This is a genomic window from Rothia sp. 32237D007AR (assembly GCF_053544675.1).
Window position 1 is genome coordinate 84,325 of record NZ_JBPPUO010000004.1, and the last position, 24,217, is coordinate 108,541.

General features: G+C 55.9%; 21 protein-coding genes, 1 tRNA gene and 1 pseudogene. 9 read left to right on the forward strand and 14 right to left on the reverse strand.

What is annotated here, in order from left to right; genetic code table 11:
- Positions 1 to 76: 76 nt before the first annotated feature.
- The 10 genes from secA to ACED87_RS04195 all read right to left on the reverse strand — a co-directional run bounded on the left by secA (position 77) and on the right by ACED87_RS04195 (position 13,133).
- A complete protein-coding gene (gene secA, locus ACED87_RS04150) occupies positions 77 to 2,728 on the reverse strand; it encodes a preprotein translocase subunit SecA (RefSeq protein ID WP_449082559.1) in 2,652 nt (883 codons plus the stop codon).
- Between the two features lie 250 nt (positions 2,729 to 2,978).
- Complete coding sequence (hpf, locus tag ACED87_RS04155) at positions 2,979 to 3,623, reverse strand: ribosome hibernation-promoting factor, HPF/YfiA family (RefSeq protein ID WP_449082561.1); 645 nt, start codon at positions 3,621 to 3,623, stop codon at positions 2,979 to 2,981.
- Positions 3,624 to 3,797: 174 nt separating this feature from the next.
- Positions 3,798 to 4,613: a ComF family protein gene (locus tag ACED87_RS04160; RefSeq protein WP_449082562.1), complete on the reverse strand. Its 816-nt coding sequence runs from the start codon at positions 4,611 to 4,613 to the stop codon at positions 3,798 to 3,800.
- Positions 4,614 to 4,694: 81 nt separating this feature from the next.
- A complete protein-coding gene (locus tag ACED87_RS04165) occupies positions 4,695 to 6,389 on the reverse strand; it encodes an LpqB family beta-propeller domain-containing protein (protein WP_449082564.1) in 1,695 nt (564 codons plus the stop codon).
- A complete protein-coding gene (gene mtrB, locus ACED87_RS04170) occupies positions 6,379 to 8,097 on the reverse strand; it encodes an MtrAB system histidine kinase MtrB (RefSeq protein ID WP_449082566.1) in 1,719 nt (572 codons plus the stop codon). Before mtrB ends, ACED87_RS04165 begins: the two co-directional genes overlap by 11 nt.
- A 3-nt stretch (positions 8,098 to 8,100) precedes the next feature.
- A complete protein-coding gene (gene mtrA, locus ACED87_RS04175) occupies positions 8,101 to 8,784 on the reverse strand; it encodes an MtrAB system response regulator MtrA (RefSeq protein ID WP_449082568.1) in 684 nt (227 codons plus the stop codon).
- 69 nt (positions 8,785 to 8,853) lie between these two features.
- Positions 8,854 to 9,960 carry a hypothetical protein gene (locus ACED87_RS04180; protein WP_449082570.1) on the reverse strand — a complete coding sequence of 369 codons (1,107 nt, stop codon included), beginning with the start codon at positions 9,958 to 9,960 and terminating at the stop codon, positions 8,854 to 8,856.
- A gap of 62 nt (positions 9,961 to 10,022) precedes the next feature.
- Complete coding sequence (locus tag ACED87_RS04185; protein WP_449082572.1) at positions 10,023 to 10,403, reverse strand: chorismate mutase; 381 nt, start codon at positions 10,401 to 10,403, stop codon at positions 10,023 to 10,025.
- A 94-nt stretch (positions 10,404 to 10,497) separates the two neighbouring features.
- Positions 10,498 to 11,694, reverse strand: a complete 1,197-nt coding sequence (mnmA, locus tag ACED87_RS04190; RefSeq protein ID WP_449082574.1) for a tRNA 2-thiouridine(34) synthase MnmA — start codon at positions 11,692 to 11,694, stop codon at positions 10,498 to 10,500.
- Between the two features lie 206 nt (positions 11,695 to 11,900).
- The gene (locus ACED87_RS04195) at positions 11,901 to 13,133 is read right to left on the reverse strand and encodes a cysteine desulfurase family protein (protein ID WP_449089627.1); all 1,233 of its coding nucleotides are present in this window, start codon (positions 13,131 to 13,133) and stop codon (positions 11,901 to 11,903) included.
- 145 nt (positions 13,134 to 13,278) lie between these two features.
- On the opposite strand from ACED87_RS04195, the gene ACED87_RS04200 reads away from it, so the two are divergent.
- Positions 13,279 to 13,746: a tRNA (cytidine(34)-2'-O)-methyltransferase gene (locus ACED87_RS04200; protein WP_449082577.1), complete on the forward strand. Its 468-nt coding sequence runs from the start codon at positions 13,279 to 13,281 to the stop codon at positions 13,744 to 13,746.
- A gap of 87 nt (positions 13,747 to 13,833) precedes the next feature.
- Here ACED87_RS04200 and ACED87_RS04205 read toward each other — a convergent pair whose 3' ends face one another.
- Positions 13,834 to 15,177 carry a S1C family serine protease gene (locus ACED87_RS04205; RefSeq protein ID WP_449082579.1) on the reverse strand — a complete coding sequence of 448 codons (1,344 nt, stop codon included), beginning with the start codon at positions 15,175 to 15,177 and terminating at the stop codon, positions 13,834 to 13,836.
- A 293-nt stretch (positions 15,178 to 15,470) separates the two neighbouring features.
- Between ACED87_RS04205 and ACED87_RS04210 the strand changes: the two genes are divergently transcribed.
- Genes ACED87_RS04210 through ACED87_RS04220 form a run of 3 tightly spaced genes read left to right on the forward strand, consistent with a single transcriptional unit; the run spans position 15,471 to position 18,425 of the window.
- Positions 15,471 to 17,525: a TPM domain-containing protein gene (locus ACED87_RS04210; protein WP_449082581.1), complete on the forward strand. Its 2,055-nt coding sequence runs from the start codon at positions 15,471 to 15,473 to the stop codon at positions 17,523 to 17,525.
- The gene (locus tag ACED87_RS04215) at positions 17,512 to 17,706 is read left to right on the forward strand and encodes a hypothetical protein (RefSeq protein WP_449089628.1); all 195 of its coding nucleotides are present in this window, start codon (positions 17,512 to 17,514) and stop codon (positions 17,704 to 17,706) included. Before ACED87_RS04210 ends, ACED87_RS04215 begins: the two co-directional genes overlap by 14 nt.
- Before the next feature lie 2 nt (positions 17,707 to 17,708).
- Entirely contained in the window at positions 17,709 to 18,425 is a 717-nt protein-coding gene (locus ACED87_RS04220; RefSeq protein ID WP_449082584.1) for a PspA/IM30 family protein, read from the forward strand.
- A gap of 128 nt (positions 18,426 to 18,553) precedes the next feature.
- Here ACED87_RS04220 and udk read toward each other — a convergent pair whose 3' ends face one another.
- Positions 18,554 to 19,180 (reverse strand): uridine kinase, encoded by a 627-nt coding sequence (udk, locus tag ACED87_RS04225; RefSeq protein WP_449082586.1) that lies wholly within the window; start codon positions 19,178 to 19,180, stop codon positions 18,554 to 18,556.
- Between the two features lie 331 nt (positions 19,181 to 19,511).
- Here udk and ACED87_RS04230 point away from each other — a divergent pair, with 331 nt between their 5' ends.
- Positions 19,512 to 19,934 carry a hypothetical protein gene (locus tag ACED87_RS04230; RefSeq protein WP_449082588.1) on the forward strand — a complete coding sequence of 141 codons (423 nt, stop codon included), beginning with the start codon at positions 19,512 to 19,514 and terminating at the stop codon, positions 19,932 to 19,934.
- Between the two features lie 320 nt (positions 19,935 to 20,254).
- On the forward strand, positions 20,255 to 21,172 hold the full coding sequence (locus ACED87_RS04235) for a hypothetical protein (RefSeq protein WP_449089630.1): 918 nt from the start codon (positions 20,255 to 20,257) through the stop codon (positions 21,170 to 21,172).
- Positions 21,173 to 21,355: 183 nt separating this feature from the next.
- Here ACED87_RS04235 and ACED87_RS04240 read toward each other — a convergent pair whose 3' ends face one another.
- The gene (locus tag ACED87_RS04240; protein WP_449082592.1) at positions 21,356 to 22,741 is read right to left on the reverse strand and encodes a lipase family protein; all 1,386 of its coding nucleotides are present in this window, start codon (positions 22,739 to 22,741) and stop codon (positions 21,356 to 21,358) included.
- A gap of 445 nt (positions 22,742 to 23,186) precedes the next feature.
- Here ACED87_RS04240 and relB point away from each other — a divergent pair, with 445 nt between their 5' ends.
- From relB to ACED87_RS04255, 3 genes and pseudogenes are all read left to right on the forward strand, one after another.
- Entirely contained in the window at positions 23,187 to 23,432 is a 246-nt protein-coding gene (gene relB / locus ACED87_RS04245) for a type II toxin-antitoxin system RelB family antitoxin (protein ID WP_180377918.1), read from the forward strand.
- A gap of 3 nt (positions 23,433 to 23,435) precedes the next feature.
- Positions 23,436 to 23,708: a type II toxin-antitoxin system RelE family toxin gene (locus ACED87_RS04250; protein WP_449082594.1), complete on the forward strand. Its 273-nt coding sequence runs from the start codon at positions 23,436 to 23,438 to the stop codon at positions 23,706 to 23,708.
- Positions 23,709 to 23,904: 196 nt separating this feature from the next.
- Positions 23,905 to 24,090 (forward strand): annotated as a pseudogene (locus ACED87_RS04255) (hypothetical protein); the annotation flags it as partial.
- Here ACED87_RS04255 and ACED87_RS04260 read toward each other — a convergent pair.
- Positions 24,047 to 24,123, reverse strand: a tRNA-Met gene (locus ACED87_RS04260). The pseudogene ACED87_RS04255 and the gene ACED87_RS04260 sit on opposite strands and share 44 nt — an antisense overlap.
- Between the last annotated feature and the right edge of the window lie 94 nt (positions 24,124 to 24,217).

A 24,217-nucleotide genomic window follows, 5' to 3' on the forward strand; every position in this document is an offset into this window, starting at 1 on the left:
CCCAACCCTTCTTTCAGGGTTGGGGGCCTTGCTGCTGTGCTGCGCTACTTTTCTATAGCGCTACTTTTTTATAGCGCTACTTCTTACGCTGGTTCAGAATAGAAATCTGCTCATTGCTCCGGTCATTGACAGCCTCAGTGTGCACCTCAGCCTTACCGGACTCAGAAGGAGCAGAGTACTGCAAGAACTTAGGCTGAGCAGGAATTTTCAGCTCAACCTTAGACTGCTGAGTACGCTGCTTAGACAAATCAACACTATAAAGCATGACAACAGTCTCTTCACGGATAGCACCCATCATGCTCTGATAGAGGGCATAGCCTTCACGCTGGTACTCCACCAGAGGATCACGCTGGGCCATAGCGCGCAGACCGATACCTTCCTTGAGATAATCCATCTCGTAGAGGTGCTCAGGCCAACGCTTACCGATAACAGACAGGACAACGCGACGTTCAACCTCGCGCATGGCGTCCTCACCAACGTACTCTTCACGCTCCCGGTACTGCATCTCAGCGTCATCCAGCACCTCTTTACGAATCTGCTCACGGGTAATCTTGGTCTTATCGCCCGCTTCTTCAGCCAAATCCTCAGGAGTAATGGAGACAGGGAAGATAGTGCGCAGGTTCTCCCAGAGCTTGTCAAAGTCCCAGTCCTCCGCGTGCCCCTCGCCCACCTGAGCATCAATAGCTGAAGTAATCACCTCGGTACGGAACTTAGCAATCTGCTCTTTAAGGTCATCACCGGCAAGAATCTGAGCACGGTCCTTATACATGGCCTCGCGCTGGCGGTTGAGCACATCATCATATTTGAGCACGTTCTTACGTTGCTCAGCGTTACGGGCCTCAACCTGGCCCTGGGCATTAGCGATGATACGGGAAACAAGCTTTGCTTCCAGGGCAGTATCGTCAGGGGCACCTGCCATGAGGCGGGCCGCGGCCTGCCCGTTAAAGAGACGCATCAAATCGTCAGAGAGAGACAGGTAGAAGCGGGATTCGCCGGGATCCCCCTGGCGGCCAGAACGTCCGCGCAGCTGGTTATCGATACGGCGTGACTCGTGACGCTCAGTGCCCAGCACATAGAGGCCGCCCAGGGCTGTGACCTCATCGTGTTCAGCAGCAGAAGCCTTCTCCGCAGCCTCAAGCACCTCAGGCCACTTAGCCTCATACTCTTCAGGCTTCTTGTTGGGGTCAAGGCCCAGAGTCTTCATGGTCTCAACGGCCTCAAACTCAGGGTTACCGCCGAGCATAATGTCGGTACCACGGCCTGCCATGTTGGTTGCCACAGTCACGGCCCCCTTGCGGCCAGCCTGGGCCACAATGGCAGCTTCACGGGCATTGTTCTTAGCGTTCAAAACCTCGTGGCGTACCCCTGCCTTAGACAGCAGCTTAGAAAGGTACTCAGATTTCTCCACGCTGGTGGTACCCACCAGCACCGGCTGACCGGTAGTGTAGCGTTCTTGGATGTCTTTGACGACCGCGTTGAACTTAGCGATTTCGTTCTTGTAGACCTTATCGGGCCGGTCTTTACGCTGCTTTTCCTTATTGGTAGGAATGGGCACAACACCTAGCTCATAGGTGTTCATAAATTCGGCTGCCTCAGTTTCTGCGGTACCGGTCATGCCCGAGAGCTTGTCGTACATGCGGAAGTAGTTCTGCAAGGTGACGGTAGCCATGGTCTGGTTCTCAGGCTTAACCTCAACTTCTTCCTTAGCCTCAATGGCCTGGTGAATACCGTCATTGTAGCGGCGGCCAGCCAGAATACGGCCGGTGTGCTCATCAACGATCATGACTTCACCGTTCATGACCACATAGTCTTTATTGCCCTTGAAGAGCTCTTTAGCCTTAATGGCATTGTTGAGGAAGCCAATCAGGGGGGTGTTCTGAGGTTCGTAGAGGTTATCGATACCCAGGTGGTCTTCCACCTTGTCGATGCCAGCTTCTAGCACGCCCACGGTGCGCTTCTTCTCATCGACCTCGTAGTCTTCACCGGCAACCAGGGTGCGGGCAAGGCGGGCGAACTCACCGTACCAGCGGTTAGCTTCACCCATAGCAGGGCCAGAAATGATGAGCGGGGTGCGGGCCTCATCAATCAGAATCGAGTCAACCTCATCGACGATGGCGAAGTTATGCCCGCGCTGCACCTGGTCTTCTTTAGTCCAGGCCATGTTATCGCGCAGGTAATCAAAACCGAACTCGTTATTCGTGCCGTAAGTGATATCCGCTTGGTACTGTTTGCGGCGCACTTCGGGGGTCTGGTTCGCCAAAATGACGCCTGACTCTAGCCCCAGGAAACGGAAGACGCGCCCCATGAGGTTAGCCTGGTACTCGGCCAGGTAGTCGTTGACAGTCACCACGTGCACACCCTTGCCAGAAAGAGCGTTCAGGTAGGCCGGGGCTGTAGCGACCAGGGTTTTACCTTCACCGGTTTTCATTTCGGCAATATTGCCCAGGTGCAAGGCGGCACCACCCATGAGCTGCACGTCATAATGACGCTTGCCCAGGGTTCGCTGTGAGGCTTCACGGACCACCGCGAAAGCTTCAGGGAGCAGCAGATCTAGTGACTCGCCGTCCTTAATACGTTTGCGGAAGGCTTCTGTCTCAGCGCGTAGCTCGGCGTCGCTCATCGCGACAAAGCTGTCTTCGAGTGAGTTCACCGCATCGGTATAAGCTCGCAGCTGTTTGAGGACTTTTTGGTCTCCACTGCGGAGTAGCTTTTCCAAGAGAGATGCCACTGAAGTTTGCTCCTTGATTGGTTGGATAGGGGCGGGCAGGATCAGCCCACCATGCTCACACTATTCTAGTTTAGACCCCCCGAAGGAGGGAGAGGTTCACCTGTGGGCTTGATAGACCCACCTTTTATTCTCTCAAAGAAGGTTAAGGCAGAGCAGGGCCCCCTACCTTGCTCTTACCCTGGTCAAAGTAACTAAGGGTAAAAGAAGGCAGAGGGCCCTGCAATAAAACTAGTTAGTTTTAGCGCTAGTTCTAGCTGGCGTCTTCCTCAAGGGTGATGACACCGTAGGACCAACCCTTGCGGCGGTAGACCGCTGCCGGTGCCCCGGTGGCCTTATCAACGTAGAGGAAGAAATCGTGGCCAACCAGCTCCATGCGATCAACAGCCTCTTCGGGAGTCATGTGATCGGCAGGGAAGGTCTTCTGACGAATTTCGATGGGTGAATCTGCTTCTTCGTGCAGGTCGTAGTCCCCAGCGAAAGCTGCTTCTTCAACGGGCAGGTCATCAGCCTGAATCTCGGTGAGGGCAACCTGGTCGGTGATGACGGGGATTGCGCCAGTGGCCTCAGAGACTGAAACGGGGCGCTTGCCGCCTGAGCGACGGGTCTTGCGACGATCACGGGCGCGGCGCAGGCGTTCTAGAAGCTTGCCGTAGGTTTCGTCGAATACTGCGAACTTGTCTTGGCCTGTTGCTTCTGCGCGGAGCACAGGGCCACGGCCAATAACAGTGATTTCCACCCGGATAGATGCGGGGCCACTCTGGCCTTCCTTGGTGAATTTAACTTCGATGTCAGTTACATTTTCACCCAAGGCTTCAAACTTGGTGATTTTACTTTCGACATGCTCCTGTAGACGTTCGCTTACTTTGACGTTGCGTCCGGTGATGTTGAGTTCCACAATTCCCTCCATTCTCAGGGGGTGAATGCCCGGCCTTGTGACTGCCGAACATCGGGGAATCTATCTTGTGGATTCCTTGTCTACAAGTCTACGCCCTCTTGTGGCCCAAGTCATTTTTTCTTACATCTTTTACAGTTCTTTGCGCAGGAAAAACCTCAATTTTGCTGCGATAGGTCACCCTATGATATATGGCTGCCGCTTGGGAACATAAGCAATAGTCGCCCCACCCAAGACCATAGCACCCCGCTCACTCAGCACCCGATACCCCTCCCGCAAAGAAGCACCAGTAGTTAACACATCATCAACCAGCACACAGGTAACACCCTCTAAAGAATAATGACGCCCCACCCAGTGCAAGGCAGGCCTACCAAGAGTAAGCTTCCCCCGCATCTGCCGATGGCGCTCCTCAACCCCCAAGGTTTTCTGAGCCCTAGCTCCCTCTCGCCCCCGCACCAGCCTCACCCAGGCAGGAACCTGGGCAAGCGCATCCACCACCCTCACATCCATTAAAGAACCCAGCAAGGGCACAGCAGAACGGCACAATAAGGGGGCAGGAGCATAACCACGCCTACGAACAGAAGCCCTACTAGAGGGCAAAGGAACCAGATAAAGTGGCCCACCCTGCCCCAAGGCCCCCTGACAAGAATCGACAAGAGAGCGCACAGCCCGCGCCACAGCAGCAGCCAGATAGGGGCTAAGGTCGGTGCGCCCGGCGTCCTTATAAGCCAAAACACACCGCCCCAGTTCATGCTCGTAACGCCCAGAAGAAACCACCGGCAACTGAGTGCCCGGCAAGACAGCAGAATGCACATTAAGGGTAGCTAGGCGAACCAGCCGGTCACACACCGGGCAAAGAGCATAAGAAGCCAGCATAGTAGGGCCAAAAACCTGGCAGCTAGCACACACTCGCGGGAAGAAAAGCTCTGTGGCCTGTCTCCAACTGGTTCGCATATCGGGTAAAGGCGGAACAAAGGGGCGGGTAAATCTCATACCCACAGCATCTACTCATCAGCCAGGTCAGCACAAGAAGCAGGGATAACTGATCCGGACCAATCTAGCCAAAATAGTTAACTAGCCAGAATAGTTAATCTGGCTCAAACTACTTTCACTACGAGTCCAACTCAGCCCAGCCACCGTATAGAGCCCCCCATCACCGGTCATCGCCACCACCTGGTCAAGGCCCCTACCAGTCACAATCCGAGTAACACCCTGCAAAGAATCGTACTGAGTATTTTCACCCGTCAAAGATACCAGCTCCGTCTGAGCGGTCTCCCCATTCCATAGGAAGACCTCAACATCACTGACCCACTCCGCCCCCCGAGGGCTCATCTCTGCACCTAACCGCACCGGGGCAAGAAGCTGCTCAGGGGTACCATCTGCAGCCCTACGAATAGCGCACACCCAAGCCCCATAACTATTCCCATGAGCAGAGGAGGTCACAAGCACAGCACGAGTACCATCTCGGGCAATAGAAATACTGTGCAAGAGCTCCCCACTGAGCCAGCTAGCAATAGTATGGGGGGTGCGGTCTTCCTGCCCCGCAGCAATAACCCGCACCGAACCGTCCTGCTCCCCCACCCACAACCAATTCTGGTGGTCAAAACACGGCGCCAACACATGGGTGCCCCGGTAAACAGACCGTGCCCCATTAGAACTGGCCAACCAAATCTCATCCTGCCCCGTATTGGTGAAGGCATAGTAGTTACGGGTGTAATTCATAGCAGGCAAGGTAATAAGAGCCGGGGCTGAAGTCTCCACAATAGTCTGCTGGCTCGCCGCATCATCAAGAGTTGCACGAGTAATCAGACGGTTTTCTTCAATACCCACAATATTGCGGGCAACCTCAGAATTAACAGCAGGCTCCCGATAATTCTCCAGGGTAGAAGCCCCCACAATCTGATCATCAATGGTCAGCTGCACCGTAGTCACTGAAGCAAGAGCGGTGAGAGTCTGGGTGAGCTGAGTACGCAGACGCTCAACCTCAAGAGCACTAGCTGTAGAAAGAGCATTGCCCCCTGAGAGCCTAACATCAGCCACCCCACCATCAATAGGTACCGAGTTGCGCGTCAGCCTGGTATCAGCTGGAACTGCGCTAGCAACAGCACCCACCAGATAAGGCGCAGGCCCCTCCAAAAGTACCCTCACCAAAGATGTAGCTACTGTGCTTCGCTCAGCAAACCAGCGAATATCAGGCACCGCATAGGTGTAGGTGGGGTCATAAAAATAGAGGGTGAAGGGGCTGAAAACCTCAGTGAACTCAGCCCTGTTCAGCACCGTCCCATCGGGGGCTGATGAGATACGCCATTCACCATCAACCTGGCGTAGAGTAAATTCTATGTCGGTATCAGCTACCGTAGTGTACGAGGTAGCTAGCCCCCTGTTATCGACCAAGGTGCTCGCAGGTACGGCCACCTGGTAGGTCGAGTCAGTGATAGAGGCTGTAGTGAAAGCCGAATCGTAGACCAGGGTGCGCCCATCTGGCCGCCAGGACTGGGCAAGATCTTCCGTTAAGTAGAGTCTGGCAACACTGTAGTCATCAGCTACACCAACGCCCGCGTGCAAGAAGCCCGCAATGATTTCGGTAGGGCGGGCACCAGGGGCAGGGCCTTCAGGTGAGCTGCCGCTAGTAGAGGCCTTCCCTCTAGCTTGAGGGTCAGCATAGTGGTTCACCTCCCCGTTCGTAGGGATAGTGGCGCAGGCGGTGAAGGTCAGCAAAGAACTCACAGTGAGGCTAAGAGCTGACCGGCGGGAAAGATTAGGGTTCAACGGTGGGCTCCGATGAGGTTGAGATAATGGCGTTGGCAGTCGCGGTAGCACCAGTTGCAGGGGCAGAATCCACAGGTGCGGACGGCGCAGCTAAGGGCTCGCCGCTCAGCAAGACAGGGGAAGGGCCCATAGGCACATCCTGATCAATCGGGATAGTCATGCGGAAGCAAGCACCTTCCCCCTTGATGCCCCAGGCTTCGAGGGTGCCCTGGTGCAGGCGGACGTCCTCAGCAGCAATAGAAAGCCCCAGACCGGTGCCCCCCAAAGTACGTTTCCGGGAAGTATCTGCACGCCAGAAACGGTTGAAAACTTGCTCAGTTTCTTCAGGGCTCAAACCGATACCGTGATCACGCACCGCCACACCCAAGGTACTTTCAGTAGCATCGACGTAAATATCAATGGGCTGGCCCTCAGAGTGTTCTACAGCGTTGAAGATGAGGTTACGGAGCACTCGCTCAATACGGCGGTGGTCCATATCGACCATAATCTCGCTCTGATCCGTGTGCACAGTCAAGCGTGTGTTCGTACGAATCAGGTGGGGCTCTACCGCTTTAAGCACTTCATCAAGCACAGCCATAAAATCTACTGACACCGTATCGAGAGTCTGGGAGCCAGCATCAAAACGAGAAATTTCCAGTAGATCAGCTAGAAGGGAATCGAAGCGGTCTACCTGGTTATAGAGCAGCTCAGTTGATCGTTTATAGAGGGGCTCCATGTTCTCACGATGATCATGCAACATATCGGCAGCCATACGCACCGTAGTGAGCGGGGTGCGCAACTCATGCGACACATCAGAGACAAAGCGCTGCTGCATAGTCGAGAGCTTCTCAAGACGAGAAATCTGATCTTGTAAGGAATCAGCCATCCGGTTAAAGGACAGGCCCAGACGCGCCGTTTCATTCTGCCCACGCACCAAAACACGCTGGTCAAGATCACCTGCAGCTAGCTTCTCAGCGGTGATAGCAGTAGACCTAATCGGGCGGATCACCAGGCGAGCTGTCACCCACACAATAGTCAAAACCACCACCAGAAGCACACCGAACCCTACCCAGACCACCAAATTGACGTACTGCACAGTGGCCTGTGAGGTCGATAAATCATAAATCAGGTAGAGAGAATAGTCAGGGTTCTGCGGTATCGAGATACTGGTGCCCACCACCAGGGCCGGGGCGCGGCGTCCGTCCGCTGAGATCATGCTCGAGGACTGCCAGTAGATACCGTTCCCCTCACTCACACTCTGAGCCAAGTCCTCAGGAACATCACTAGCAGAGAACTCAGTGCTCTGGGCCTGCTCTGCAATAAAACCATCGGTGGTGGCGTTCACGCCTTTCAGCAGCACCCAGTGACGGTTGCTATCGGCACTACTACTCTCAAGCACAGTAAGAAAACGTGACACATCACGTTGAATCTCAGTGCGGCCAGTCGCATCAGAACCGTTAATCAAGGTCTGTACGTTACTAAAACCAGCCGAGGACTCCTCAAGGGCCTGTTCAAGGTTGCCGCGGAAAAGAGAGCTAGCAATCTGGTGGGAAATAAAAGACCCCACAAAGATGAAAGCCACCAGGAGCAGGCCAGCAGCGGCTGCCACGGCACGGAACTGCAAGGACTGGCGCCAGAGCCTACGGGCATTAGCTAGAGGCCCATAGGTGTAGGAGGCCCCTGAGCTGGTGCTAGTCTGGGCGGATACGCGAGATGAAGAACCAGTCACGGGTTAGCGGTGGCCTGCCGCGGCCTTATAACCCACCCCGCGCACAGTCAGCACAATTTCAGGGTTCTCAGGGTCACGCTCAATCTTGGCGCGCAGACGCTGAATATGCACGTTCACAAGACGCGAATCCACCGTCTTCTCATAACCCCAGACGCTTCCTAGCAGGGCCTCGCGGGTCATCACCTGGCCAGGCTGGCGGGCCAGATTAGCTAAAAGCTCAAACTCTAGAGGGGTGAGCTGAATAGTGTGGCCTTCACGGCTGACCGTATGCCCGGCCAGGTCAATCGTGAGGCTACCAATACGCAAGGGCTCATTGTGGCGGTCTTCGCGCGGGCGCAAACGGGCGCGGACGCGGGCCAGCAGCTCCGCAGGCTTAAAGGGCTTGGTCATGTAATCATCAGCGCCAGCTTCTAGGCCCTTGACCACATCTTCGGTGTCCCCCTTGGCAGTTAGCATGATGATAGGTACGTCAGACTCTCTGCGAATCTGGGTGCAAACCTCGATACCGTCCATACCTGGCAGCATAAAATCCAGCAGAATAAGGTCGGGGTGGTAGGTGGTAAAAGACTCAAAAGCCCGGTCGCCAGCCTCACAGAAGACCGTCTCGTAGCCCTCTTGTGCCAGCACAATGCCCACCATCTCTGACAGGGCATCATCGTCATCAACGACAAGAATGGTTTCTTTCACAGTTGGTCTCCTGGTGAGGTTCGAGGTGGGCTTTACCCTAGTCTACCGGGCTTAGCTCCCTTGGCTGATTTAGGCTTCTTGAGCGATTTCAGATAAGGCACGGGCTGTTTCTGTCAGGTGCCCCAGCACGCTTGTAGCTCGCTGCGGATCAGTTACTGCAAGGTTACCGGTTTCTGCAAGAACTAGCTGGTTGAGCAAGGTCTTCCCCAGCCCAAGATCAGACCAGGTACGCCACAGGCTGTGGGCAAGCTCCCCGGCAGGAACACGCTGAAGAGGGTCAGCAGTCTCTAGGTAAAGCCCACCCTTAGCTTCCAGGCGGGGTGCCAAAGCCTCCCAGGCGGAGGTAGGCTGACCTGCCATCGACAGCATCGGGGTAGCCAAGGTTGCCCCCACTTCCGGGTGCAGCCTCAGGTAATCGGCGCGGGTTACAACCTTTACCCCCAGGCCTTCCAATTCGCTGTGCACAGCACCTAGCAGAGCAACCAGTTCATGGCGTGGCACAGCCCGCAAGGTACGGTACCCGCTAGAGGTAGGTAGTTGCCCAGCTGCCACCTCGCCAAGGAGCGGCTCATCAATCTGCACCAGCACCTGCGCGCCAGGAACTGCCTGCTCTAAGAGCCTCACCAAAGAATGAAAACCTGCCCGCTGGCTCTCAGCCAGATCACGCCGGGCACCATAGTCTGAAAGTACCCGCTCCCCATTCGTGAGGTAGGCACTAGCGGCCAGGCTCAAAGGGCCCAGCAGGCGCACCTTAATACTGCCAGGTGCCAGCCCGCTTTCTTTGCCTACCACATCGGCCAGGGTATTGATATCCGATTCCAATAAGGACCTAGCAGCATCCCCCTCAGCAGCATAACCAGCCGTCAGCCGCCAGCCCGCAGCGGTGCCGTCCGCACTTAGCCCCTCCAAAGCCGCAAGAGAACGAGCCAGCAGCGTTGCCCGGTAGCCCCTATCAGCCAGCTCAGGCAGGTAACTCACATGAGGTTCCCCCAGCTCACCACGAATACGACTCACCGCATCAACCACATGATGCCCAGCCCAGGGGCCGATACCGGTAGCCCGAACTGTCAAATGCTCCTCAAAGGTCAGAGGAGTCTCCATATCTTTACGGGCAGCTAGCATCTCTGCGTCAGTAGGCAGATACAGGGCAGCACGAGCGCGCCTAGATGCAGGCATACATCACCTCTTTCTGCCACCGGCCGGTGGCCACCCATAAGAGCAAAGGAAAAGCCAGGGAGCTAAGCCTTCTGCTCAGCCTCAGCAGCAATCTTCTCGTGGTGCCGAATCACCTCAGAAATAATAAAATTCAAAAACTTCTCGGCAAACTCCGGGTCAAGATGAGCAGCCTCAGCCAGCGAGCGCAAACGCTTAATCTGCGCCTCTTCACGACCAGGGTCCCCTGCCGGTAGGGAATACTCGGCCTTGAGGTGGCCCACCCGCTGGGTTGCACGGAAACGCTCAGCCAGGATATGCACCAGGGCTGCATCCATATTGTCAATCACCTGGCGCATAGTGAACAGTTCTTCCATGACAGCGGGATCGACCCCGGCCATGGAGGTGGCACGGGCATCAAAAGTAGCGTGGGCCTGCATGTTATGGTCTGGTTGGGTAGTGCTCATATCTTTAGTCTAAAAACCTTCCGGGGCCGGTACTAGCCTCAAGTACCCTGATTCTCAGTGAGTGGAATCGCATCAGCGCACCAAGGCCGCGCCCCTATGCGGTAGCTGAAATATCTGCCCGGTCCAGACTGTAGGCGCGGGCAATAGTGGATTGGCCCAGTACACGGGTGCCCTGATAGAGCACCATGGTCTGGCCAGGGGCAACACCCCTTAGTTTCTCGTGAAGACGCACCACAGTTTCTAGACGCAAGGCACCAGACTCAGCCGCCTCATCATCTGCCACCCACTCCAGGTAAGCGGTGGAGGGAACCGGGTCAGCGTGGGCGCGCACCTGGGCAGCCACCTCAAAGGACGCCGAACGGGCACCTGCCACAGGCTCCTGGGCTATAAAGGTAGTAGCCTCTTCTACTGGTAAGCCAGCCCAGGTTTCACGAATCCCACGGATCTCGTCAATCTCTAACAGATCTTTACCGCCCACAATCACCTCATTGGTCTTAGGGCGAATTTCTAACACAAAGCGAGGCTTCCCATCAGGTGCCGGGTGACCAATCGCCAGGCCCTTACGCTGGCCCACAGTAAAAGCCTGAGAGCCACGGTGGGTACCCAGCACACGCCCGTCCGTATCTTTAATATCGCCTTCGGCCATCTCAATATGCTCTTCTAGCCACTCGCGGGTATCACCCTCAGGAATAAAGCAAATGTCATAGGAGTCAGGCTTCTTAGCCACCGAGAAACCGCGCTCAGCAGCCTCAGCGCGCACCTGATCCTTAGAAGGAGTATCAGCCAAGGGGAACCAGGCGTGCTTGAGCTGCTCATGGGTGAGCACACCCAGCACATAGGACTGATCCTTAGCCCAGGTGGCCGCCCGGTGCAGCTCCCGGTTACCGTCCTCATCAGTAATAACCTTGGCGTAGTGGCCGGTCACCACCGCATCGAAACCCAGGGCAACAGCCTTCTCTAGCAAAGCAGCAAACTTGATTTTCTCATTACAGCGCATGCAGGGGTTAGGGGTGCGCCCATGCTCATACTCAGAGATGAAATCATCGACGACATCTTCCTTGAAACGCTCAGAAAAATCCCACACATAGAAGGGAATACCTAGCTGGTCGCAGACTCGGCGGGCGTCCATGGAATCTTCGATGGTGCAGCAACCGCGAGAGCCGGTACGCAAGGTGCCGGGCATGCGGGAGAGCGCCAGGTGCACACCGACCACCTCATGGCCAGCTTCAACAGCGCGAGCGGCGGCAACAGCGGAATCTACACCACCGCTCATAGCAGCAAGAATTTTCATTGGGTTGTCCTCAGTCTAGTCATAGTTGAAATTTTTGGGTGGGGGCGGGCAGGTAGCTTTGACCGCTGGCTCGGGGCTGGCGTGAATCGGGCGAGCGCCCCGCGCGAGTCCCGAGAGGGTCGCGGTCAGCTACCTGCCCGCTCTCACCAAGCCTCTAGAGCCAGCGGTCGGGTTGCTGCGTCCTATTCTGCCTTACCCGGCTACGTTTATTTCCAGCGGGTTGCGTCCGGCTCATGCCCGGCCATGCCTGCCTTCTTAGCTTGGGCCCAGGCGCCGGGTAGGGCCTGGAGCAGGGCAGTGATGTCTTCTTCGGTGCTGGTGTGCCCCAGGGTGAAACGCTGGGCGCCGCGGGCTTGGCCCTCACTGAGACCCATAGCCAGTAGGACATGGGAGGGGCGGGGTACCCCGGCGTTGCAGGCTGATCCAGTAGAGGACTCGACCCCGGCCATATCCAGGAGGAAGAGCAGGGAGTCGCCTTCACAGCCGGGGAAGGTGAAGTGGGCGTTGCCCGGTAGCCGCTGGTAGGTTCCAGCAGCCCGCTCTTGGGGTATCTCGGGGATAGCGCCGCGTAGTTGTGCCTGGGGTACGGCAGCTAGGACGCCGTCGATGAGCTGATCCCGCAGTGCGGCTTGGCGAGAGGCTTCAGCCAAGAGGTTCTGCCCGGCATGGGCTGCTGCCGCCCCAAAGCCGGCGATGGAGGCGGCATCAATGGTGCCGGAGCGCACCGAGCGTTCTTGCCCGCCGCCGTGAAGTACCGGCATGAGCTGGGAGCTACGGGTGGCAATAAGGGCCCCAACCCCCATGGGCCCACCGATCTTGTGGGCAGAGATTGCCATGGTGGTGGCACCGGATTCTTTGAAGTTAACCGGCAGGGTGCCGAAGGCCTGGACCGCGTCCGTGTGGAAGGGGATACCGTGCTCGTGGGCTACTGCGGCGATATCGGCAATGGGTTGGACGGTACCTACCTCATTATTAGCCCACATGACGGTAATGAGGGCTACAGTGTCGGGGTTCTGCCCTACCGCCTCTCTGACGGCTTGAGCGCTTACTCGCCCGGTGGCGTCCGGAGCTAGCCAGGTAATCTGGGCCCCCTCATGGGCTTCTAGCCACTCCGCAGCATCGCCCACCGCATGGTGCTCAATTCCTGAGACAATGATGCGGGTTGCGGTGGGGTTAGCCTCCCGGCGTTTCCAGTAGAGCCCTTTGATGGCCAGGTTATCGGCCTCGGTGCCGCCGGAGGTAAAGATGATTTCGGCGGCGTCACAACCAGCGACCTGGGCGATGCGCTCACGGGCGTATTCGACGGTGGAGCGAGCGGCACGGCCCGCTGAGTGCAGGGATGAGGGGTTGCCGCCGGTTTTCATCTGCTCAACCATGGCTTCTATGGCCTGTGGGAGCATGGGGGTGGTGGCGGCGTGGTCCAGGTAGACCCGGGGCATGGGCGCTGGCCTTTCCGTGGCGGGCGGTCAAAACAATTCAGCCTTCCATCATACTCCCCGCCTTCGGGGCGAGCTATGGACTGCTTCACCCTCTCAACAGCTCCCACCGTGCTTTTATTTCACGGTGGGCGCGTAAACTGTTGGGGTGTTCAAGATTCTTTTTTATACCCCTGAAATTCCTGGCAACACCGGTAATGCTATTCGGTTAGCTGCTATTACTGGCGCTGAGCTGCACCTGGTTAAGCCCTTAGGCTTCACCTTTGAAGATGCTCACCTGCGCCGAGCTGGTCTTGACTACCATGACCTGGCGGTAATGACCGTGCATGAGACTCTAGAGGATGCCTGGGCGGCTTTAGCCCCGGCCCGTGTGTTTGCTTTCACGACTACAGCCAGCACTAATTTTGCAGATATTGAGTATCAAGAAGGGGACGTGCTCATGTTCGGCCCTGAGTCGGTGGGTTTGCCTCAGGATGTGCAGAACGACCCGCATGTTACTCAGCAGGTGAAGATTCCTATGGTGCCTGGTCGGCGTTCTCTCAACCTGGCTAATAGCGCCTCTATTGCGGTTTTTGAGGCTTGGCGTCAGCACGGTTTTGCTGGTGGGGTGCTCTAGACCCGATGGCTGACTGTAGGTTCTGTTGTGCCTTTGCGGGGCCCGGTTGCGAGAGTAACCGGGCCCCGTGCATTTTATGGCCTACCTTTAGCTATCGGTGGCACCGCCTAGAGTGACGGGGATCTGTTGGAGCGAGCCGTTGCGGTCAACGGTGAGGGTGACGGTGTCACCTGCTGCTGCTTGGCGGACGGCGGCAGTTAGTTCGATTGCTTCGCTGATGTTCCGCCCGTTGACGGCGGTGACAATATCGCCAGATTTCAGGCCGGCTGTTTCGGCTGCTCCGCCGCGGATGACCTCTTGGATGTGGGCGCCGTCGCCGAAGGCTCGGGAGGAGTCCTTGTTGGCTGGTGAGGTGGAGACCATGGCACCTAGCATGCCGTGGGTGGCTGAGCCCTGATTGATAATTTCTTGGGATACCCGTTTGGCGTAGTTGATGGGGATGGCGAACCCAACGCCGATGTTACCGCTGGCAGAGGTACTGGAGGAGTCGGTTGAGGCGATGGCTACGTTGATGCCGATGACTTCACCTTCAGAGTTGATGAGGGCTCCACCTGAGTTTCCGGGGTTCACGGCGGCATCGGTTTGGATGACGTTCAGGGCGATGGTGGAGCTTGCGGTTGTGCTCTGGTTTTCTTGCCCGGGGATTTCGAATTGGAAGGGTGAGCTGCCGAAGGGGTCGGTGGTGCTACTACCGGCGTCGGCGGGGGACTGGTCAGCTGCCGATGAGGCTACCTCGATGGTGCGCACCAGGTTTGAGACGATACCGGTGGTGACGGTATTAGAAAGCCCTAAGGGGGCACCGATAGCTACGGTGGTATCGCCTACGTTGAGGGCATCTGAGTCGCCGAGGCTGGCGGGGGTAAGGTCCAGGCCTTCGACCTTATCGAGCTTAATGACGGCTAGGTCACTGGTGGGGTCCGTGCCCACTACGGTGGCGGTGCGGACGTTACCGTCAGCTAGCTGCACTTCGATGGAGGCCTTAGCGGTGGCCCCGTCGAGGGTGACGACGTGGGTGTTGGTGAGGATATGCCCTTGGTGGTCGAGAATCACGCCTGATCCTGAGCCGGAGGCATTCGATGAGCTTGCTGCAATGGTGACGGTGGAGGGGGCAGCCTTGGCTGCTGCTGCGGTGACGGCGTTGACGGAGTCGGTGTTATTGACGATTGTGGTGCCGGAGTTGGTGCTATTAAGGTTCGATGTGGAGCCGGTGGGGTTCAGTGCTACTACCCCGCCGCCGATGCTGCCGCCCACCAGGGCGGCGATAGCTGCTGCTGCCAGTAGGGTGCCTGTGGTGTGTTTGCCGCGAGAGGACGCAGGGTGAGGGTGGGGCTGGAACTGGGCCTGAGGTTGAGACTGATGCTGGGGCTGGTGGGAGGTGTAGTCTCCTGTATAAGGGGTGCCGGGGGCCTGGCCCCATGGGTTCTGTGACATCTCTACTGGTTCTCTTTCATCATTTTTTCGCCGGGCAGGTGCCCCGGTAGGTGGCTCGGTAAGGGGCACGGCACATGGCTTCGGGTGCCCCTGCCACATTATTTCTTAGCTCCCACTATGCGCTATAGGTCTGTGTTGAAGATGAAGTAAAGCTGGGTGTTTGCTGTACGCTCCCCCAAGTGGGTGCAGTGCCCTGAGCTGAGGGTGAACGTCCCTTGAATCGCCAGACACGCTTAAGGTGAGCAGGGCTACAATAGTGCTCAAGTACCGCTGACCTCCAGAAGAGAGAACCCATGTCACGCAAACCTGCCGCTTCTGCCCTTCTTGCTGCCGCTCTAGCGTTTGGGCTCACTCCCGCTGCCCTAGCAGCAGCTCCCTATGATTTGGACGCCGGGGTTCGAGTCAGCGACACCACCTCAGCACTAGGCAACACCAGTTCGCTCGAGAACTCCATCAGCCAGCTTGCCCGCCAGGAACAGGTCAATCTCTTTGTTGTGACCATTGATCAGTTTGAGTCCCCCCGCTCATCTTCCCAGTGGACCAGTGATTTTGCTGCCCTGAACAACATGGGAACCAATGATGTGGTTCTTGTCATTGCTACCGAAGCCCGCCAGGCCTATTTCATGGCAGGGTCAACCTCGGTACTTTCCACCAGCCAGCAAGAAAAGATTTACCAAAACTACATCTACCCTGAGTTAGCGAACTCCAACTATGCGGCAGCAGCCCAGGCTGCCGTGACCGGTATCGAAGCTGAGCTAGGCTCAGGGGCAGTGAGCTCTGAAAACAAGGGATCAGGGGCTGTGAATGCTGGCGCATCAGGTGCGATCCTGGGCGGTGCGGCCCTGCTGGGTGTAGCTGCTGTAGCAGGTGGCGGGGCCTGGGCTTTTAGCCGCTCGCGGGCGTCCTCGCGCAAGAATACCCCTGGCAGCCGTACCGGCCGCCCTGCCCCCACCCAGCCTTTGCCCTCCATAGAAGAGTTACGGGCTCGTGCCGGTGCCCAGCTGGTAGCTACCGATGACGCTATCGCCCACTCCCAGCAGGAAGTAGAGTTCGCCCGCCTGCAATACGGTGAAAGCGAGGTTAAACCCTTCCTTGCAGCTATCGAAGCAGCCAAGCAGCACATGCAGCACTCCTTCCAGCTCCAAAAACAGCTAGATGATGAGATACCCGATACCGAAGCAGACCAGAGAGCCTGGCTCACAGAAATTCTTGCCCGCACCCAGGACGCCCAAAAGGCCCTCAACGAACAGGTCGCAAACTTCACGAATTTGCGCAAGCTGGAAGAAACCGCGCCGCAGGCCCTAGCTAACCTGAATCAGGGTATCGAATCAGTCGCGTCCCTCTTCCCAGCAGCTCAAGCGGCCCTGGACCGCCTGGGCACCCGCTACTCCCCCAGTGCTTTTGCGGCAGTAGCAGATAACATCAGCCAGGCTCAGGGGCGTCTCGACTTTGCCCGCCAGGAAGCCAAAGAAGCTGAAGACTTACTGGGCACCCAGCGAAGCCAAGCTATTCTTGCCCTACGTGCCAGTGAAGAAGCCCTAGGCCAGGCCCAGGGTCTTTTAGAGTCAGTTCACCATGCAGAAACTGATCTGGGTAAGATGGCGGCCTCCCTCGATAACGCCCTGATTTTAGCTGACAGGGACGTCGCCCAGGCCCAAGAGTTAGCCCACACCGGGGCAGGCAGTAGAAGTCAGCTCTCTGGTGCTGCTGCTGGCGTCCAGGCGGTGTTGGGTCAGATTAGGGCTGAACGTGCAGCAGGTCTTATTGACCCCTATATACTCAACCAGCGCTTGCAAGAAGTACGTTCAGATTTAGACACTGCCCTAGATGCTGTGCGTCAGACTCATGAGCAAGAGCGCAGCGCCCGTGAGTCACTAGGCCACGCCCTTGTCTCTGCTCAGGCTCAGGTATCGTCTGCCAGCGAGTATGTCTGGGCCCGACGAGGCGGGGTAAAAGCGGACGCCCGCACCCGCCTGCGCGAAGCAGAACGCCACCTGGCCGAGGCCCAGCAGCTCCAGCACAGCGACCCCATCACGGCCCTGTCACACGCTAATGATGCTATCCGCCTAGCTAGCGAGGCCCAGCGCATGGCCCGCTCCGATGTTGAGCACTTCAACCAGCACAAGGGCTACCCCGGCGGTGGCGGGAACTTCGGGTCCGCCATGCTCGGGGGCATCCTGCTGGGCACCCTCTTTGGGGGGAACAGCCACAGCTCCGGCGGTGGCTTCGAGTCAGGCGGTTTTGGGTCAGGTGGTTTCGGTGGCGGCATGGGTGGTGGTACCTTTGGCGGTGGCTTCGGCGGAGGAGGCAGCTGGGGTGACGGCGGCGGGGCTGGTGGCAACTTCTAACCCACTGGCGTCCGCCCCGCTATCTCTCGCCTCATCTGAGGTAGCTACCTCACACCCAGTTTTCGCTACCAACGTAGCAGCCAGCGGGCGTGGCACCGTGCAGCCCGCCCCAGACCTTGACAGAATCAAAGAAGGCACAGCAAGCCTGCTCATGCTTTCCCTTACCCACCGAAAGGTATAACCATGGCTAAGCAAACTATTTTCAGTCGTATCGCTCAGCTCGCCAAGGCAAACATCAACGCCCTGATTGACGCCGCTGAGGACCCTCAGAAAATGCTCGACCAGATGGTGCGTGACTACACCAACAACATTGTTGATGCAGAACAGGCTGTTGCCCAGACCATTGGGAACCTGCGCATGCTCGAAGAAGACCATGCCGAAGACCTCCGTGAGGGCGATGAGTGGGGCGCTAAGGCCCTTGCAGCTTCTAACAAGGCAGATGAGTTCCGTTCCGCTGGCGACACCGCCAACGCCGATAAGTTCGACAACCTGGCCAAGATTGCCCTGGGCCGTCAGATGCAGGCAGAGAACGAAGCCTCAGCTATCAAGCCTCAGATTGAGTCCCAGACCGCTGTGGTTGAACAGCTCAAAATTGGTCTTACCCAGATGAAGGAAAAGCTGAACGAAATCACGCGTAAGCGCGATGAACTGGTAGCCCGCCAGAAGTCAGCAGCCGCTCAGACCCAGGTCAACGATGCTCTCAAAGCCTTCGATGTCATGGACCCCACCAGCGAAATCTCCCGCTTTGAAGACAAGGTACGCCGCGAAGAAGCCCGCGTACGCGGCCAGCAGGAACTGGCAGCGTCCTCCCTTGATGCCCAGTTCAACGACCTTGAAGAACTTGGCCGCCAGTCAGACCTTGAAGCCCGCTTGGCAGCCCTTAAGGCCGGCAAGAAGTAAAACCAGCTAGCACAGACTAAGGTGCCCGTTTCTGAAGAAGCGGGCACCTCTTATATGTACAAGTAAGGCCCCAAGGAGTCTCAAAAACTCACTACTGGTCAGAGCCACTCGGGGCTAGTCGGGGCTAGCTATAGGTGCTCAGCCTGAGCATCAATCTGACCGCTCATACGGTGAAAGAGCATATCCAGAGCTACCACATTGACCCCTTCAGGAATGATCATGTCTGCATGACGTTTAGAAGGTTCCACGTAGAGCTCATGCATAGGTTTGACGGTAGTGAGGTATTGGGTCTCCACCGACTCAATAGTACGGCCGCGTTCAATGACGTCACGGCGCAAGCGGCGCAGGATGCGCACATCAGCATCCGTATCAACAAAGAGCTTGATATCGCACAGGTTACGAATCTCAGGTTCAGCAAAAATGAGAATACCTTCGAGGATAACGATGGGTCGAGGCTCAACAATAAGAGTTTCATCTGACCTGTTATGGTCAGCAAAATCGTAGACAGGCGTTTCAATTCGCTGGCCTTCGACCAGGGCTTTGAGATGGGTGATGAGCAAATCGTTATCAAAAGCATCGGGAGCATCGTAGTTCAGCAGGCAGCGCTGTTCGTAGGTGAGGTGATCGTTGCATTTGTAATAGTTATCGTGATAAATCACGCCCACTTGGCCGTCAAATTTTTCCAGCAAAGAGTTGGTCAAAGTGGTCTTACCAGAACCGGTGCCACCGGCTATACCAATAATGAGAGGTTTCATGTCTAGACTGCCCTACGAATCGAAGTGTTACTGCTATCTATTGTGACACGCACCCCAGGGGACAAGACCCCACAGTCTTGTCCCCTAAAAAAAATTGGCACTAGTCATCCATAATAGGCAGCAAATATTTTACACGTAAATTTTTTGCTGAACTTTATCCCCTCATGAATTCAGGGAAACACCCCACCAGCCCGCATGAAGGGCTAATATAGCCACTTAGCAAGCGGGGGACAAAATTTTTCTTCATACACTGCACTTTAGGGGACAAAATATGTGTATAGTTGGGTACAGCTCGCATATCACCCCCCTGAAACATTTGAGGAAGAGCAGTATGAACTTTGCGCACTGGGCAACCGACACCTACACCAGCACCTCACTGGATTCTGCTATTAAGCGTCACTCTGCCCATGGGGGTCTCAAAAAGTTCCATAAGGCTCTGCGCATGGCAGACTCCATGGTGCGCGGTGAAACGGTTGTAGATCTTGCCACCGGCAGGTTTGGTAGCTTCGGCGATTCCCTCTTAGTGATTACCAATGAGCGTATTCTGATTCTGAAAAATTCTTTTCAGGCGGGCAACAGCCTCACTCTTGATTTACATTCCCTTGACCAGGCAAAGCTGACCTATCTGCCTCTGCTGGGCAATACCTTGACCATTGATGGATACCGTTTTAGTCGTATCCCCACCGCTCATGCCCGCACCCTGCGAACCCTACTCACCGCAGATTTGGCAGGCCACTGGGCACAGGCTTACTAGACCAAGAAACACGATTCTCTTCATAAAAGAAAAGGGTTGGGTACACCTTCTAGGTGTGCCCAACCCTTTTCTTTCTGTGAACCACGGTGGAACCTTAGCAGAGCAAGGCAGATACATGCGCCAGGGAAAGAACACTAGCGTCACATTAAAAAAACTTTTAAATGCCTATATTTTGTAGACAATAACAGATTAGCTTGGGAATCCCCCCCCCCCCCCCGAGTTTTTGGAAAAACAGGTGTGTCATAAAAATATTTTAGTGTTACGGTTGTCTTGAATTGGGAAACCAAATCGAGCCTTGCACCAAGACTGAAGGAATTATTGTGAACTCACCCCAAATCCAGCGTCGTACTCTAGCTCGTGGCGCGGCATGGGCTACCCCCGTCGTTCTCGCTAGCGCAGCGATACCCGCCTATGCTGCTTCGCCTGTGCCAGCTACCACTGATTGCACCTACGGAACCATTGTTGCTGCTCCTTGGTCTAATGTCTGGCCTAGCCAGGGTGACTTCGATGGTAGAGCCAGAAAAGAACTTGAGTGGGCTGTTTACCCCACCAGCAATTGCACCGGTTCTGTGCAGGCCTTCTCTTTCGACAATTCCTTCCCCAAGGATCAGGCCGCCAACCCGCTATCACCTTCGTCAGCTCCTAACAATACTTGGCCCCCTACCTTCCCCGCAGGTGGCGACCGCATGGCTGATATCAATTCAGTCAACGGCGTAAACGGCGTTGGCCAGGGAACCATTATTTCTGTCAAAGTTGAAAACGTCGCAGGCGACGTAGTCTATCAAGACACCCCCACCGGGGACGACCGCTTCCTATTCACCGCTGCTCAAGGCGATAAAGCCTACAACCCCAACGGTACGCGCGGCCTTGGTGCAAACGTCCCCGTGATTCGCCTCAACGACGACTTCAAGGGCGCTGACACCAAATATGACAAGCTCTACAACTACCTGCGTTTTGCAGAGGCCCCCATGGTCACCAAGAACACCATGTGGACCTGGGGCTACGGCAACCACTACACCACCACCGAAGGCCGCGACGGCTGGAGCTGGGACATTAAAGTCATGAGCAACATTGCTCACGGCCAGGCAGGTGCTAGCGTGGTCTCCTTCATGACCCGCCTACCCGCCGCAACATTCGGTGACCCCGCAAAAACCGACCCTAAAGTCATCAAGACCCAGTACAAGGTCACTGTCGCCTCACCCTGGGGCGTTGTCACCTACCTGTCAGACGCTATCTAACTTGCCCACCTAAGTCGATGCGAAGGAGCCGCCTATAAAAGTGAGTCATTTTCTCATCTATGAGAAAAACATGTAAAAAGACGAGCAGTGGGCCCGGCACCCTCCTTAACCAGGAGGTACCGGGCCCACTGTTTTTAAATGCGGCAAGGTGCAGATTTTATGTGCGGCTCCGTGCAGATCTCTTTAGAACTGCCAGCAAGAATTAATGTTGGGTAGCTCCTTAAACTGACGGTCCATGAAAATCAAGCCGCCAGGAATTCCCTCAAAAATACCGGGGGCATGACCGACACCTGCCAGGGTATAGAAGGTAACGTCAGCCCCCTGCTGGCAGTAGTCTGCTGCCAGCTGGCGGTTGGTCTGGTAAGGAATCACATCATCTGCCCAGGAGGAAGCAATCAGAATAGGTACCTGAGGGTGCCGCCCCTGCTGACCCAGATTATTTTGAGCTACGATGTGTGCGATTTGTGGATCGGTCATCATCTCTTGAGCTAAGGTCTGGCCGCTGGCAGTTAGGATGCGGGTGTTCTTAAAACCGAAGGTGGTGATAGCCTCACCCGTGCACTGGTGACGTACAGCCTCCAGGGCAGCCTGCCCCTCGGCTGAGAGCTTATCACTCAGGTCAAGACCGTAGCTATCAGCTAAACCTGCCACACCCATGAGCGAGAAGCCGGTGTAGAGGCCACCATCGATAAAGGTGGTCACAGCCTGCAAATCGGCGGGGACGGCACCAGCATAGATGCCTTTGAGGTTAAGCTCCGGGGCGTAGCTGGCTTGGAGTTCACCAGCGGACGCCACCGCACCGCCGCCTTGGGAGTAGCCCCATAGACCAATAGGCGAGGTCCTACTCCCCAGACCAAGGTCGGTTGCGGTAGCTGCCCGGGCAGCATCTAGCACAGCATTTCCCTGGTCAACACGGTTGAGGTAGCTGTGGGTGCCCTCAGTACCCAGGCCGATGTAGTCAGTGACTACTACGTTGTAGCCTGCATTCAAGAGGGCAGTAATGACCAGGCTTTCATATTCACTACCTGCACCAAACTGGTTGGAGGGGGCACAAGAGTCCCCAATCCCTTGCGTGCCGGGAGCTAGGGCAATAATAGGACGCTCGCCGGGCCCGCCCCACGGCTTGGTGGTGGTGAGTGCGGTGCCAGTGACGGCCACGGGGTTCCCCTGGTGGTCAGTGGATTTATACATAATCCGTTGGGCCTGAGCCACAGGGTGGGCGATGATGTTATTGGCATCGACCTTAAAGCTAAATGTTTCCTTTTTAATGAGGGCGCCGTTAGCTGTGGGCAGGTGCGCAGGAGCGTCGTAGAACGTCTCGTTCACCAGGGTTTCAGGTGCTGCCTTATAGATATCTGCGGGGTTGTTGCCTCTGTCAGTGAGGGCTTCCTGAATGAGCACTTCTGCTTCTTGTACAGCCTGACTGTTTTCAGTCAGGGGCGCGGTTTCATTGGCTGTGGCCGGGGCCATGCTAAGAGACAGCAGGGCCGTCAGCGAGAGGGCAGCTGCCCGGTGCTTACTGATATTTTTGTTCCTGGGCGCAGCGTGACGCGGTATGTATTGAGCCATAAGTTACCCCTCATATGCGGATTTATTCAATATTGCTCCCTCATCTTAAAGGAAGAAAGCTGCTCATTCGGGCAGATTTCTGCTCATAGTTATGGGGACAGGGTCTCAGCTTGTAGCCTTTTAATCTACGGAATATCTTGCCTACCGGTACTTAACTTTTTAGGCTGGTTTGGATACCTGCAGAAAATTCCCCAGTGCGCACCTTCTGGTACACGCGATCAAGCCGAATAACATCAAAGTTGTTAGTGCGAACAAAACGTAAGTGCTGTTCAAGCTCTGCCTGTCTACGGGCGCGACACTTGGCTCTCCCGAATGGGTCATCCCATTGAAACCCCATCATTCGTTTCTTTCTATGCGACCTAGTAGGGAAATATTCAAGGGTTGTATCTTCTAGTGATTCAACCTACTACTGTTCAGGCTAGTATGGATGTCATACAATGAATACATGACTACAACAACCATATCGGACAGCGTACTTACCATCCGAGTCCCATCATCTCTTAAAGAGCGACTAGCCAACTTAGCAGCCGCATCTGACCGTTCTGTTGCTTACTGTGCACGCACCCTCATTGAGGAACACATCGCAGAAGCAGAATACGCTGCCGAGCTCCATGCAAAAGTAAAAGCAATCAAAAGCGGGGAACGTCGTGCTTACACAGTTGAAGAAGCACGGAAAGAACTAGGACTCTAATTTATGTCAGCCTCCTCTTGGGGCCTTATCTATGACAAGGACTGCATCAAAGCACTCAAAAAGCTAGATAAACCAACCCGGCGTAGAATCATGGACGCGCTCGATTGGCTTGCATCATCACCAACTCCACAAGCCCACTGCAAAGCGCTTACCGGGGAATTTACCGGCCTTTGGAGATACCGTATAGGTAACTACAGGGTCATCCTCGACCTTGACCAAGGTGAGCTCATCATCATTGCTCTTAACGCCGGTCATCGTTCTAAAATTTATCGATAAGTCCAGGTACTCACAGCACCAGTTGCACCTACAGAAAATCTAATCTGTAGAAAGGTCATCATGTGAGTACCTGGACTTCTTACATTGCAAGTTTTAATAATTGGCTCCTTGCAGCAGGGCGCCAACCCTCAACCATCATTACCCGTCGTCGTTGGCTTGAACTTCTAGCCGGCAGCTACCCCGAGCATACACCACCCACCAGTTACGCCACTGGTTCGCAACCACCACCTACGCCAGCTGTAAGGATATTCGCGCTGTTCAAGAGCTTCTAGGACACAATGAAGGGGAAAAGAAAATCGCCCCTGTGGAACTTATTCCAACAGGGACGACTTATCACATGGTTGCGGGGGCAGGATTTGAACCTGCGGCCTCCGGGTTATGAGCCCGGCGAGCTACCGAACTGCTCCACCCCGCGGCGACTCATATAACTATACGCACTTATATTGCTACACGCAAGTCAATATAGGCTTTTGTGATTCACTCTACATTTACCTAGGCAAAAGGACGCC

What these genes read in the sequence shown, in the direction of transcription:
- ACED87_RS04250 (WP_449082594.1), top strand. Translation starts at nt 23,436, where the DNA reads ATGTCAGCCTCCTCTTGGGGCCTTATCTATGACAAGGACTGCATCAAA.
- ACED87_RS04240 (WP_449082592.1), bottom strand. Translation starts at nt 22,741, where the DNA reads ATGGCTCAATACATACCGCGTCACGCTGCGCCCAGGAACAAAAATATC.
- ACED87_RS04185 (WP_449082572.1), bottom strand. Translation starts at nt 10,403, where the DNA reads ATGAGCACTACCCAACCAGACCATAACATGCAGGCCCACGCTACTTTT.
- ACED87_RS04180 (WP_449082570.1), bottom strand. Translation starts at nt 9,960, where the DNA reads ATGCCTGCATCTAGGCGCGCTCGTGCTGCCCTGTATCTGCCTACTGAC.
- ACED87_RS04195 (WP_449089627.1), bottom strand. Translation starts at nt 13,133, where the DNA reads ATGCCCCGGGTCTACCTGGACCACGCCGCCACCACCCCCATGCTCCCA.
- udk (WP_449082586.1), bottom strand. Translation starts at nt 19,180, where the DNA reads ATGAAACCTCTCATTATTGGTATAGCCGGTGGCACCGGTTCTGGTAAG.
- ACED87_RS04205 (WP_449082579.1), bottom strand. Translation starts at nt 15,177, where the DNA reads ATGTCACAGAACCCATGGGGCCAGGCCCCCGGCACCCCTTATACAGGA.
- relB (WP_180377918.1), top strand. Translation starts at nt 23,187, where the DNA reads ATGACTACAACAACCATATCGGACAGCGTACTTACCATCCGAGTCCCA.
- ACED87_RS04220 (WP_449082584.1), top strand. Translation starts at nt 17,709, where the DNA reads ATGGCTAAGCAAACTATTTTCAGTCGTATCGCTCAGCTCGCCAAGGCA.
- ACED87_RS04230 (WP_449082588.1), top strand. Translation starts at nt 19,512, where the DNA reads ATGAACTTTGCGCACTGGGCAACCGACACCTACACCAGCACCTCACTG.
- mnmA (WP_449082574.1), bottom strand. Translation starts at nt 11,694, where the DNA reads ATGAAAATTCTTGCTGCTATGAGCGGTGGTGTAGATTCCGCTGTTGCC.
- ACED87_RS04210 (WP_449082581.1), top strand. Translation starts at nt 15,471, where the DNA reads ATGTCACGCAAACCTGCCGCTTCTGCCCTTCTTGCTGCCGCTCTAGCG.
- ACED87_RS04160 (WP_449082562.1), bottom strand. Translation starts at nt 4,613, where the DNA reads ATGAGATTTACCCGCCCCTTTGTTCCGCCTTTACCCGATATGCGAACC.